Below are 12,573 nucleotides of genomic sequence, written 5' to 3' on the forward strand. Positions count from 1 at the left end.
GGGTTATTCCGATCGACAGGGCAGGTTGCCCACGTGTTACTCACCCGTCCGCCGCTCGATCCACAGGTGTCACCCCGAAGGGATCAACCTGCTTCACGCGCTCGACTTGCATGTATTAGGCATGCCGCCAGCGTTCGTCCTGAGCCAGGATCAAACTCTCCGAAGCACAGGGATGTGCAAGTGCCGACGTTGCGACAGGACGTCGCGACGTTAGTCGGCCTTCCTTAACACTTACCTGCGTAATTTCGAAGCGATTTGACTCGCTCTCATATAAACTATCAATTAAGATTGACAGGCGCTTTCTTTCATTCAGTTTTCAAAGGGCGAAATGTTTTCGCTTAAACAGCGAATTTCAATATAACATCGCTCAACATGTGAGTCAAGGACTAAAATTATTTTTCAAAACCAATTGTTCGATACAATTAAACTTGAAAACAAGATCCTTTTGAACTATTAATTTCTTAAAAAAATAAGTCTCTGAAAAGCGACAATAAATATTTTATCACTGTACACAACCAAAGTCAACAACTTTTTAAATGAATTCCTTGGCTGCAAACTATGTCTTAACAGCGACGCAAATAAATATATCATCCTCCATCTACATCGTCAACAGCAAACTAAAAAAACTTTGCTACTTTATATTTTATATGAAAAATACCAGGAGTCTTCGATAAGACATGTTCTTTTTTTATTATTTCTAATTTACTTAAATACGCCAACATCAATTCAAGATCCACTGTATAGGGTGCGACCTCTTTTACTTCCATCAGCTCCTGATAACTCCAACTCACAGGTTGTTCGTTCATGATTTCGATTAAATGACTAGCGCCAAATTGTATTTTTGAACGCAAAGAGAACTCAATCCCAATCATTAAAAGCTCAAGCTTTTGTTCTATATTCTCTTCACTTTCCGTTAGCTCTTCATATAACTTAAAGATTTCCGGCTCAACCTCTTTCACTTGTTTCCACACGGTGACCTCTGGATTAAAACCATGTTCTACGATGGACAAGCGAGCTAAATGATGTAAAGCATGGAGTAAAAAATTAAAAGCGTCTAACTGTTTACCTAAATAATGTAGACCTTTTCCATCTTCGAAACGACGAAGTAGCTTACCGAATTCCATAATCCCTTTTAATTTCCTATCATCAGAAGAGAAATCATCAATTCGCCCTTTAATTTCTGTCAGCTGCTCATTTCGTTCAAACAAAATCACACCGTGATAAATCCAATCTATCATTTTGCGATTTGTTCCATAAAGAAACCATGTTTCAATTTCAAATTCTGTAACGACGTGCATTGCTACATACAAGTCATCACAAATATAATGTTTTGTCATTTCTAATTGTTCGTTTGAGGTAACAATAATAAGTACCACATCAAAAAAGTCCGTAAAAGATTCTTGCGGGCTTTGTTTTTCTACACAAAGTACTCCGACAGTCTCAGGATGACTAGCTCGTTCTTGAAACAAATGGCGTAAACGCTCTTTCATTTGCTTTCCTCCGCTATATATAATAATCACGCTGGTAATAATCACAAGTAATAGGTTACGTCTAATTTGAACTTTTGTCTGGCAAAATTCGTATGCCCCTTCACTTTTCTAGTTATAAACCTGTTCGACACCGGAGAAGAAACTCCTTTTCCTAAATCCATTGCTCAAAAAAGCTTCACATCTCCTACATTTCTTTTTAAAAAATACGTATGCTATACTTAGCTCCAGGAGGGGACTTATATGGCTGTTAATTATACGAGTAAAATCAACAAAATCCGTACCTTCGCCTTAGCCTTGGTTTTTGTTGGTATTTTTGTTATGTATATAGGGATCTTTTTCCGAACTTCACCTATTTTGATGACGATTGCCATGCTGCTTGGGTTCGTTTTTATTATGGCTAGTGCTGGCGTCTACTTTTGGATTGGCATGCTTTCCACCAAAACTATACAAGTAGAGTGCCCCAACTGTGAAAAGGTAACGAAGATTTTAGGACGAGTCGATGCATGTATGTACTGTGATGAACCACTTACCCTTGATCCTAGCTTAGAAGGCAAGCCTTTTGACGAAAGCTACAACAAAAAAAAGCAGGGCTAGTTGAGTACAAACAACTAGCCCTGCTTTTTTATTTCAAGTATACCTATTTAAATTAATGCTTTGTCGTTTGTTCTGCACACGGTTGGCATTTCCCATAAATTTCCATTCGGTGTGTCTCTACTTCAAAACCGGTAACATGGGCAGCCAAAGATTCCACTTCGTCAATGCCCGGATATTCAAAATCGACAATCTTTCCACACTCATTACAGATCACGTGATAGTGTTCTGTCGTTACACAATCAAAACGACTAGATGCATCTCCATACGTTAGCTCTTTTACAATTCCTACGTCTTTAAAGACGCGCAGGTTGTTGTAAACTGTGGCGACACTCATATTTGGAAATTGCCCTTCTAACGCCTTATAAATTTCATCAGCCGTTGGATGAGTCATCGATTCAAATAAATATTCCAATATCGCATGACGTTGCGGGGTCATTCGGACCTTTGTATTCTTCAATGTATCAATCGCACCCTGCAAGCGCTCAGTAGTCATCGTCATGCACCTCACTTTCAAAAAACCATTCTTACTTTATAACCTTTATAAAATAGTGTAGCTGAGCAATTAGGAATCTGTCAATAAAAAGCCAGTTCTATGCCAGTCGTGATAGCCTTTACTTGCTGTTAAACTTGCTAATCATTTCCATCCCTTCACTTGCATTGATTAAAAACGAAGTATACCTGTGCTCATTTCGTTTTGGCTTGGACAGACCTTTTTTTGTCTCACAATCTTCACAGGCTTGTTGCAAAGTACTGCGAAGTGTTGATAATTCTTCATCATTAATGCCAAAAAGAAAGGTCGTGCTTCCTCTCTTAAAAAAGTTACCGGAGCTTGATAGTTCTGTCATTCGAAACCCTTTTTGTTGAACTTGCTCTTCTACAAAGGAAACATACGGATGTTCAACCACTACCACTAAAACCTTCACCGTACTCACTCCTTGTATTAATATCCCCTACTAGGGTCAACCAGATTTATGAATTCATTTTGATTTTTAAGAAAAGCATGCAGGTTTTTTTCAAAAATCTCAAATGCCCTTGGTTGATAACGAGCCGAAATTCCTGAAATGTGCGGTGTTACTGTTACTGATCCCATTTCCCAAAATGGATGCTCACTCGGTAATGGTTCTTCATTAAATACATCTAATATGGCATGGGCAAATTCCTGATTATCTAATGCCTCAATTATATCTTGTTCGTTAACAGTCTGGCCTCGCCCTATATTAATGAAGACTGCATTTGGTTTCATCGCTTTAAATCGCTCGCTAGTCATCATGTTTTCTGTTTTATTTGTCGCTGGCAAGACAGAAACTACATAATCAGATTGCGATAACATTTCATCCATATCATCCATAGAGAAGGAGACATCAACATGCTCAACTTCCCTCCCATCTTGGTTTAAACCCAGTACCTTCATATTAAATGCTTGCCCAAGCCGAGCAATTTCTTGCCCGATAGCTCCTGTACCTAGGATAGCTAAAGTTTGTTCGTTAATTTCTGCTAACGGGATTCTTCTATTCCATATGTGATCTTGCTCTTGTTGTTTGACCGTGTCGGCACTTCTGGCATGCTGAAATATCATATGAAACGTATATTCAGCCATTGGTTTTTTATGAATGCCTTTGGCGTTTGTAACCAGAATGTTTGTTTCAGCTATAGCTTCGAAGGGCATAAGTTCCATGCCTGCTGAAATAACCATGATCCATTTTAGCTTTTTCGCCATATGGATATGTTTGTCCTGCATATCTTCTCCATATGTTATAAAGACATCCGCTTCCGGTAAATAAGTTTCAGCTTCTTTCATATCTTCACAAAATTCGAATTGTACTTCATTAAATGCTGCTTGTAGATGCTCTCGTATTTCAGTTTTTACTTTGGCAGAAGATACAATATACATTACGTGAACGTCCCTTCTTCATTTAAATCATATGTTTTTTCTTATCCCTTTACTAATTACTATGTTACGGCAAATTACACCTGCATGCTACAATGAAGAGTATTCATTACAGTTTGATTAGGAGGACTACAATGAGACCAAAATCTGAAGAACTATACAATGAAGCTTGTGAACATATTGTTGGAGGAGTAAACAGCCCGTCACGCGCATTTAAAGGCGTAGGAGGCGGTACACCCGTGTTTATTGAGCGGGCCGAAGGAGCACACTTATGGGACGAAGACGGCAACCGCTATATTGATTACCTTGGTGCGTATGGTCCAATTATTGCAGGCCATGCCCATCCTCACATTGTTGAAGCGATCAGCCTGTCCGCCGAATTAGGCACGTTGTATGGCACCCCTACCCGTCTGGAAAATCAATTTGCGTCCATGTTAAAAGAGGCTATTCCTTCTATGGAAAAAGTGCGCTTCGTTAACTCTGGAACAGAAGCAGTGATGACTACTATTCGCGTTGCTCGCGCGTATACAGGCCGCGAAAAAATTATTAAATTTTCGGGGTGTTACCACGGTCATTCTGATCTTGTACTCGTAGCTGCAGGCTCGGGCCCTGCCACGCTTGGTTCCCCTGATTCGGCTGGTGTAACCAAGAACATCGCCAGCGAAGTGATTACGATCCCTTTTAATGACCCTAAAGCGTTAGAAGAAGCATTACAGACCTGGGGTAATGAAATTGCTGCTGTTCTCGTAGAGCCCATTGTAGGCAACTTTGGAATTGTGCAGCCTAAACCTGACTTTCTGGAAAAGGTAAATGAACTAACTCACCAGCACGGTGGACTCGTTATTTATGATGAAGTCATTACTGCTTTTCGCTTTACATACGGCAGCGCCCAACAACTATATGGCGTAGAACCTGATATGACAGCGTTAGGTAAAATAATTGGAGGCGGACTTCCTATTGGAGCTTATGGCGGCAAAGCGAGCATCATGGAAGAAGTGGCCCCCTTAGGACCAGCATATCAGGCTGGAACAATGTCTGGGAACCCTGCTTCCATACGTACTGGAATTGCCTGCCTTGAAGTGCTCGGGCAAGAGGGCATTTATGACCACTTAGAGAAACTGGGAAGTCAACTGGAAGAAGGTATTCTTACTGCAGCAACAACCCATAACATTCCCGTTAAAATTAACCGTTTAAAAGGCGCTCTTACTGTGTATTTTACCACCGAGGAAGTAAATGATTATGAAGGAGCAGAAAACAGCAACTCTGAACAATTTTCACAGTTTTTTAAAGGGTTATTAGATCGCGGGGTACACTTAGCTCCATCAAAGTTTGAAGCATGGTTTCTCACCATCTCTCACACCGAAAAGGACATCGCAGAAACATTAACAGCAGTTGAAGAAACCTTTGCAGAAATGGCTCGATCCCTTAAGCGTTAAAGCACCTCATTTTCATAGCTACTGAAGTACTCCTCTGCACTGTTGAAACAGTAAGTTGGAGGTAAGGTTCCCGCCCCTTTTATCCACCTTACTGTCCCTATCGCTGAAAGGGGCGGTTATCATAAACGAACGTACGGAAAGGTTTGGATCAATCCATGAAATTGGGAGCCAGAATTTTTAAAACTGGGCTGGCAATTGTACTCGCCTTATATGTGGCGGAATGGCTCGAGTTCGAATCTGCAATGTACGCAGCTATTGCTGCAACCTTTGCTATTCAACCTTCAATCTATCGCACCTTTCAAACCATTCTTGACCAAGTCCAGGCAAATATCATCGGAGCAGTGCTAGCTGTCGTGTTTGCCTTAACATTTGGGCATGAACCGGTGATTATCGGTGTTGTCGTGATGGTGGCCATTGGTATTATTTTGAAATTGAAATTGGAAACTTCTACGATTCCACTCGCTCTGGTGACAATTATTATTATAATGGGGAATCCGACAAGTGATTTTATTGAATTTGCTGCTTCACGGTTTGGACTGATCATGATCGGGGTCTTTGCCGCATTTTTAGTAAACCTCTTTTTCCTGCCGCCCCGGCATGAGGATAAACTGTATCGAAAAGTAGTAGATAACACAGATGAAGTGCTGCGTTGGATCCGGCTTGTCACCAGAAAAGAAACAAATCAAGCCACCTTAAAGAAAGATATCCCCCGCATTAATGAAACGATGCTGGAAATGGACAATATTTATTTATTATATAAAGAAGAACGGGACTACTTTTTACGCCGCAAATTAGCAAAAGCCCGTAAAATTGTTTTATTTAAAGAAATGTTAGCCGCTATGAAGAAAGCTTTTACAATTTTACGTACAATCGACCGCTACGAAAATGAGTTAATACAAATGCCCGATCGAATGCAGCGTCTCGTGCAGCATCAGCTTGATCATCTGACGTACTATCATGAGCGTATTCTTCTTCGCTATGCGGGCAAAGTTATTACTCAAAAAACGGATGATATGGCGGAAGAAGCAGATGAAGGAGAAGAGTCATTAACGGACCTGTTTATGGACTTGTATGATCACAATGAAATTGATCGCGAGCAATGGCTTCATGTCTTGCCCCTTGTCTCACATATTGTCGAATATTATGAGCAGCTAGACCATTTAGACCGGTTAGTTGAGAGCTTCTTTAGTTACCATCGAGATGAAAACAAGGTAGAACTTAGAGATGATGAGTTTTCCCCTTAATATAGACAGAAAAGCAGCCTACCAGCTCATTACGTATAATAAAACGAAGGCCCTCTCCTAAAGTAAAGAGGAGGGCCTTCGTTATTAGGTTTGTATCGTACAAACGCTGCTAGGATACGAAACGTTCTATCTACGCATGAGCGCGGCCTAATCATCTTTCTCCTGGCCTATGTGCAAAATCTAGCTAGTAATAAAATGTAGAAGTAAGAAGATGCCTCTATTCTAACGTTTGGACATTAAACAACTTTTGATAGCTGCCTCCTGTTTTCATTAATTCAGCATGAGTACCGCTCTCCTGAATCTTTCCATCTTCAACCACGATAATACGGTCTGCATGGGTTACTGTAGATAAACGATGAGCTACAATAAACGTCGTGCGGTCTTTAGCTAATTCATTCATCGCTTCTTGTATATAATGTTCGCTTTCAAGGTCTAGAGCCGAAGTTGCTTCATCAAAAATAAGAAGGGGTGGGTTTTTCAAAAAAACACGAGCAATAGCAATACGCTGTTTTTGCCCGCCGGACAGCTTGACGCCTCGTTCACCAACCTCCGTCTCATACCCTTGCGGCAATCCCTGAATGAATTCATGAGCGTTCGCTGCTTTAGCTGCTCTAACCACTTCCTCGTCCGTAGCGTCTGGGTTCCCCATTAAAATGTTTAATTTAACCGAATCGCTGAAAAGAACATTATCCTGGAGCACCATACCGACCTGAGCACGCAAGCTCCGCACTTCAACGTCCTGCACATCTTTTCCGTCGATTAATATGCGGCCGCTTGAAACATCATAAAACCTTGGGATCAAGCTGACCAGTGTACTTTTCCCACCTCCACTCATCCCTACCAATGCCACAGTTTCTCCCGCTTTTACATTCAGGTTGATATCATGAAGGACAGGAACATGTTCCTCACTGTAATGAAAGTCCACGTGGTCAAATTGAATGGAGCCGTCCACCTGTTTTAGCGGCTCTGCCCCTGGCTTTGATTCAATGTCATATTTTTCGTCAATAAATTCAAATACCCTATCCATTGAGGCAATCGACTGAATTAGAGTAGTTGATGAATTCACAAGACGCCTTAAAGGATTGTACAAACGTTCCATATAAGATACGAACGCTACCATTTCACCAATACCCAAGCCAGCAGTTAGGACAAAATAACCCGCCGCTAAAATCACCAGCAACGGAGCAACATCAGTAATTGTATTAACAACCGCAAACGTTTTGGCATTCCACTTCGTATGATTAATAGCCCTCGTTAAAAAATGGTGATTACGCTTATCAAATTGATCCTGTTCATAATCTTCAAGAGCAAAGCTGCGAATGACATTAACACCCTGCAAGCGTTCATGAAGGTGACCTTGTACATCAGCTAAAGCCTGGGACCTCTGCCGGGTTAAATCTCTTAAATGACTATAAAAATATTTTATAGATAAGGCATACACAGGGAGCAATGCAATCGCCACAAGCGTTAACCATACATCCATCGTCATCATAATAACAATGGCAATGATGATCGTGAACATATCCAGCCAAATGTTCATTAAGCCCGTAATGACAAAGTTTTTTGTTTGCTCAACATCGTGTATAACTCTTGAGATAATTTCTCCAGCTTTTCGATTCGCATAAAAGCGAAGACTCAATTTCTGAATATGAGTAAAGAGATGATTACGAATATCATAAAGCACCTTATTCCCTGTCCATTGAGCAAAATACTGGCGATAATACTCGATTGGAGGACGCAGGACTAAAAATAATACAATCGCTCCTCCTAAGAGCCAAAACAGTGTAGAAAGCTGTTCACTCGTCTCCAAGGCCTCATTCAGGATAATATCATCAATAACATAAGCCAGGATGAGTGGAGTTAATAACGGGATGCCAAATTTAAGAATACCGATGATGACAGTAAGAGTTATCATCCATTTGTAAGGTAATACGAACTGCAAGTACCGACGAATACTTCCCATAGTGTTGATCCCTTCCTGTTATAAGCAAAAAACAAAAGCAAGATTCCTGCTAGAGAACGGAACAAAACCGTTACTCAAAGGTACTCTTGCTCAAGACTTCTAATACTTTTCTCATTATCTGTAAGATAAAAAGCGTTCATACCAGGATTCCACAAATTGAGGGGCAAACGGACCTTTTCCTTGGCAAATCCAGCTTTGTAATTCTTTCATACCAGCTCGTACACATAAATCAACATCGACTGGATAGCCCATTGAACGTTTATGGACAGCATATTCATCTTCATCTAATATCTTGTAGGTCATGTCCGGAAACACTTTGATATCAAGATCATAATCAATATACTTTAATGCTTCCTCATCCCAGGCAAATGGAGAACCTAAATTACAGTAGTAATAAATTCCATCCGCTCGGATCATAGCAATGACATTAAACCATTTTTCTGCATTAAAATAACAAATTGCTGGTTCACGCGTTCTCCACTTTCTTCCGTCAGCTTCCTCAACTAATATGCGGTCATTTCCTCCTATGATTTCGTGCGATGTTCCATTTAAAATGAGTGTCTCTTCCCAAACACGATGTAATCTGCCATTGTGTTTATAGCTTTGAACTTGTATACGTGACCCTGTTGCAGGAAATGACATAGTTTCCCCCTTCCTAATCCGATGTAGGCGGCGAAAACGAGACGAGTCCCTGCTCTTTGTCGACATACATGGTCTCTTCTGGTATGGTGCGAAGGTAATTTTGAATCAAGAAGTAAGATATTTTTCCTCTGCTATCACCTTCGGCAACCGGCCATTTCCCTTGTTCTTTTACATACAGGTCCACTGCCAGCTGTACTTGATCCATACATTCAGCTGTCTCACGATCCTCAAATACTTCATACGTTTCCCGTGACATATAGTACGTTTTCACAGGGACACCTTTTAGCATCGGCTTAAGAAGTTCATAATCAATCGAACGGTCTTCATTAATAAACGACCTAATACTAATCCCGATCGGTAACGTACTTGCCAATTTGTGAATCGCCTGACGCATTTCGTTAATGTCGAGGTCTTTCATTGGATACTCGTCTTTTTGCTTTTCCTTCTTACGGAAAAAAATAGTTTTCCACCGCCTCTCCTAACCGCCTATTAAATAAACCGAACTATCTCAGCAATGTATTGTTTCATCCACTTCACATTATACATCGGCTTTGGCATTTTGAAAAACAAACCACACCAACCCCCCGTAAGCTTTTATGTTTAAACCAATTAAAAGTGGGAAATTGGCCTATAAATATGGTTCTGAAAGGAGGAAATAAAGTGGCTAACCGCAATATGGATCGTGAAGTTGAAGAGCGGCATATCGAAAAGAAAGAGGACGGTTCAAAGGTAGCTTCCACCTTTATAAAATATTTCACCTATATTGTTATTTTCTTCGGCTTCTTATGGTTTTTAGTGAATTATGTATTCCCTATGTTCGGCGGAGGAGCCTAACTAGCGTGAAAAAGAAGCGGTGCCCGTAGTGGGACCGCTTCTTTTGTGTAAATCGGTGTGATTACTGCTGCTTATTTTGTTGTTGGTTCTGTTGTTGTTGGTTTTGCTGGTGCTGGCGAGATTGCTGGTTTTGCTGACGTACGTGCTGAGCGTCAGTTTCGCTAGCAAACTCAGTTTGATGCTGTTGGTTTTGTTGAGCTTGCTGTTGTTGCTTTTGTTGTTGCTTTTGTTGTTGCTGTTGGTTTTTTTGGTTTGCCATGTTTATCACCTCCACACCCGTTAAGGTGTCCGGTGCCAACTCGATTTATCCATGTCATTTAAAATTTTTATGTAAGCAGGGAAATCCCACCATCGACAATAATAGTTTGCCCTCTTATCATTTCCGCTTCAGGTGATACTAAAAATAAGGCTGTATTAGCCAAATCTTCCATTTCAACCATCTTTCCAGCCGGAGTACGACGCTTCACATCTTCAAGCAATTCATCTCGATTTGGAAAATGACTCAGCGCTTCTGTGTCTACTGCACCCCCTGAAACAGCATTCACCCGAATATTTTTATCAGCTAATTCTACAGCTAGATAACGAGTTAAAGCTTCTAATGCAGCTTTTGACACCCCTACAGCCGTATAATTTTCTAAATAACGGGTAGCGCCAAGGGAGCTAAGACTTACAATCTGGCCTCCCTGATGCTTTTCCATTAAACCAGCGGCACGCTGAGCACAAAAGAGTAACGCTTTACTGTTAATATCCATGGTCCAATCCCAGTGACTCTCTTCAAGTTCCAAAGAATGCCGCAACACCCCGGAAGCGGCGTTGTTCACAAATACATCCAAGCGGCCAAAATGCTCTTCAATTGCATCGAAAAGATGATCCACTTTTTCTTTTTTGCCGATATTTGCTTTAACAGTCAACGCTTCTTGGCCCAGTGATTCAATCTCTTGCTTTGTTTCTTCGGCTGCTCGTTTACTGCGGGCATAATTAATCACTACATTATAGCCTTGTGCCGCCAATTTTGTAGCAATGGTTTTGCCGATTCCTCTGCTGCTTCCTGTGACTAATGCCACTGGTGCTTGTTGGTCTGTCATTTTTTCATTCCTCCGTCTTCCTTTATTTACGCTTCATTATAACGTATATTTAATAAGGAACCCAGTTGCGAGCAAAACTTTAATGTTTGGCTTTGGTCACCGTTAAAAATATGTCTATTCACAACAGCATATCTTCAGCGTCTGGAGTTTTTGCCTGAAAAGGAAAGGGGAAGCATCCTACTATAATTAACTCAACATTCCTAATGTTAAATAAAGAGGTGTTTAATTAATGATTCAGCCTTCAAATCGCCTTCATACATTATCATCAAGTGTTTTTAGCGACATGGCGTTGAAGAAAAGAGAAAAAATGGAAGCAGGTCATGAAATGATTGACCTGAGTATTGGCAGCCCTGACCTACCTCCACCTAAGTGGGTACGAGAAAAAATGGCTGAACAAGTATTGCACCCTGATGCTTATCGTTATACCCTAAGCGGCACGAGAGAATTTCATCAAGCGGTCAGTCATTTTTACCATTCACGATATCATACAGACATTAAAGAAGAGGAAGTACTTCAGCTCATGGGTTCTCAAGATGGTTTAGCTCATGTTGCTTTGGCCTACTTAGATCCTGGCGATTACATTATCGTTCCCGACCCTGGCTATCCGATCTATGGAGCGTTAGCAGAATTATCAGGAGCTTCGTTGTATACCGTTCCGGTTACAGAAGAGCAAGATTTTATGCCTGATCTATATACGATTCCTCGTGAAGTGTTATCTCGGGCTAAATTACTTATCTTAAATTACCCCGGCAACCCGACTGCGGCTCTTGCCAGCAAAGCTTACTTGGAAGAAGCTGTTCAATTTGCCTTGAAGCATAATCTGTTACTGCTCCATGATTTTGCTTATTCGGAATTAGTATTCGACGGCCATGAACCTCTGAGCATTTTTTCCGTCCCTGACGCTAAAAAGACTGCGATTGAATTTAATTCCCTTTCTAAAAGTTTTAACCTTGCAGGAGCACGGATTGGATATTGTGTAGGCTTCCCTTCCTTTCTCAAACCACTAGCATCGATAAAATCTCACATCGACTACGGGGTATTTCAACCCATCCAACATGCTGCAACACATGCCCTACTACATGGAGGTGACTTTTTGGAAAGCCATTGTAAAACTTATGAAAACAGGAGAAATACTTTTGTACAAACCTTACACAAGTTCGGATGGAATGTCCGTTATCCCGATGGAGCAATGTTCGTGTGGGCGAAAGTACCTGAACGTTACGACTCAATGTCATTTGCTTTGGCAGCTTTAGATGAAGGAGTAGTCGTCACACCAGGCGAAGCCTTCGGAAAAGAAGGTGAAGCTTACGTTCGTATTGCTCTTGTCCAGGAAGAAGAACAACTAATAAAGGCCGCCACCAGGTTAAAAGCGCTTATCTGAACAAAGGAGGAATTAA

The 12,573-nt window shown here is 41.0% G+C and carries 14 protein-coding genes and 1 rRNA gene; 5 read left to right on the forward strand and 10 right to left on the reverse strand.

Annotation, left to right across the window (positions count from 1 at the left end; genetic code table 11):
* Together D469_RS0110390 and D469_RS0110395 are read right to left on the reverse strand one after the other, a co-directional pair.
* Positions 1 to 166, reverse strand: a 16S ribosomal RNA gene (locus D469_RS0110390); the annotation flags it as partial.
* A gap of 451 nt (positions 167 to 617) precedes the next feature.
* Positions 618 to 1,490, reverse strand: coding sequence for a nucleotidyltransferase-like protein (locus D469_RS0110395; protein WP_018923327.1), 873 nt, complete (start codon positions 1,488 to 1,490; stop codon positions 618 to 620).
* A 240-nt stretch (positions 1,491 to 1,730) separates the two neighbouring features.
* Here D469_RS0110395 and D469_RS0110400 point away from each other — a divergent pair, with 240 nt between their 5' ends.
* On the forward strand, positions 1,731 to 2,084 hold the full coding sequence (locus tag D469_RS0110400; RefSeq protein WP_018923328.1) for a YgzB family protein: 354 nt from the start codon (positions 1,731 to 1,733) through the stop codon (positions 2,082 to 2,084).
* A gap of 52 nt (positions 2,085 to 2,136) precedes the next feature.
* Here D469_RS0110400 and perR read toward each other — a convergent pair whose 3' ends face one another.
* From perR to D469_RS0110415, 3 genes are all read right to left on the reverse strand, one after another.
* On the reverse strand, positions 2,137 to 2,577 hold the full coding sequence (perR, locus tag D469_RS0110405; protein WP_018923329.1) for a peroxide-responsive transcriptional repressor PerR: 441 nt from the start codon (positions 2,575 to 2,577) through the stop codon (positions 2,137 to 2,139).
* A gap of 118 nt (positions 2,578 to 2,695) precedes the next feature.
* The gene (locus D469_RS0110410; protein WP_018923330.1) at positions 2,696 to 3,007 is read right to left on the reverse strand and encodes a cyclic-di-AMP receptor; all 312 of its coding nucleotides are present in this window, start codon (positions 3,005 to 3,007) and stop codon (positions 2,696 to 2,698) included.
* A 17-nt stretch (positions 3,008 to 3,024) separates the two neighbouring features.
* Complete coding sequence (locus tag D469_RS0110415; RefSeq protein WP_018923331.1) at positions 3,025 to 3,975, reverse strand: D-2-hydroxyacid dehydrogenase; 951 nt, start codon at positions 3,973 to 3,975, stop codon at positions 3,025 to 3,027.
* A 131-nt stretch (positions 3,976 to 4,106) separates the two neighbouring features.
* Here D469_RS0110415 and D469_RS0110420 point away from each other — a divergent pair, with 131 nt between their 5' ends.
* Both D469_RS0110420 and D469_RS0110425 read left to right on the forward strand, forming a co-directional pair.
* Positions 4,107 to 5,408: a glutamate-1-semialdehyde 2,1-aminomutase gene (locus tag D469_RS0110420; RefSeq protein ID WP_018923332.1), complete on the forward strand. Its 1,302-nt coding sequence runs from the start codon at positions 4,107 to 4,109 to the stop codon at positions 5,406 to 5,408.
* Positions 5,409 to 5,563: 155 nt separating this feature from the next.
* The gene (locus D469_RS0110425) at positions 5,564 to 6,652 is read left to right on the forward strand and encodes an FUSC family protein (protein ID WP_018923333.1); all 1,089 of its coding nucleotides are present in this window, start codon (positions 5,564 to 5,566) and stop codon (positions 6,650 to 6,652) included.
* A gap of 217 nt (positions 6,653 to 6,869) precedes the next feature.
* On the opposite strand, the gene D469_RS0110430 is transcribed toward D469_RS0110425, so the two are convergent.
* The 3 genes from D469_RS0110430 to D469_RS0110440 form a co-directional block, all read right to left on the reverse strand.
* The gene (locus D469_RS0110430) at positions 6,870 to 8,615 is read right to left on the reverse strand and encodes an ABC transporter ATP-binding protein (protein WP_018923334.1); all 1,746 of its coding nucleotides are present in this window, start codon (positions 8,613 to 8,615) and stop codon (positions 6,870 to 6,872) included.
* Between the two features lie 114 nt (positions 8,616 to 8,729).
* Entirely contained in the window at positions 8,730 to 9,257 is a 528-nt protein-coding gene (gene ntdP, locus D469_RS0110435) for a nucleoside tri-diphosphate phosphatase (protein ID WP_018923335.1), read from the reverse strand.
* Between the two features lie 13 nt (positions 9,258 to 9,270).
* Positions 9,271 to 9,675: a DUF3939 domain-containing protein gene (locus D469_RS0110440; RefSeq protein WP_018923336.1), complete on the reverse strand. Its 405-nt coding sequence runs from the start codon at positions 9,673 to 9,675 to the stop codon at positions 9,271 to 9,273.
* Between the two features lie 242 nt (positions 9,676 to 9,917).
* Here D469_RS0110440 and D469_RS21165 point away from each other — a divergent pair, with 242 nt between their 5' ends.
* The gene (locus tag D469_RS21165) at positions 9,918 to 10,091 is read left to right on the forward strand and encodes a hypothetical protein (RefSeq protein ID WP_018923337.1); all 174 of its coding nucleotides are present in this window, start codon (positions 9,918 to 9,920) and stop codon (positions 10,089 to 10,091) included.
* Between the two features lie 61 nt (positions 10,092 to 10,152).
* Here D469_RS21165 and D469_RS0110450 read toward each other — a convergent pair whose 3' ends face one another.
* Positions 10,153 to 10,350, reverse strand: coding sequence for a hypothetical protein (locus D469_RS0110450; RefSeq protein ID WP_018923338.1), 198 nt, complete (start codon positions 10,348 to 10,350; stop codon positions 10,153 to 10,155).
* A gap of 67 nt (positions 10,351 to 10,417) precedes the next feature.
* Entirely contained in the window at positions 10,418 to 11,176 is a 759-nt protein-coding gene (fabL, locus tag D469_RS0110455) for an enoyl-[acyl-carrier-protein] reductase FabL (protein ID WP_018923339.1), read from the reverse strand.
* A 229-nt stretch (positions 11,177 to 11,405) separates the two neighbouring features.
* On the opposite strand from fabL, the gene D469_RS0110460 reads away from it, so the two are divergent.
* Entirely contained in the window at positions 11,406 to 12,557 is a 1,152-nt protein-coding gene (locus tag D469_RS0110460; RefSeq protein WP_018923340.1) for an LL-diaminopimelate aminotransferase, read from the forward strand.
* The last annotated feature ends 16 nt before the right edge of the window (positions 12,558 to 12,573 follow it).

It is taken from the genome of Salsuginibacillus kocurii DSM 18087 (genome assembly GCF_000377705.1).
Lineage (GTDB): Bacteria > Bacillota > Bacilli > Bacillales > Marinococcaceae > Salsuginibacillus > Salsuginibacillus kocurii.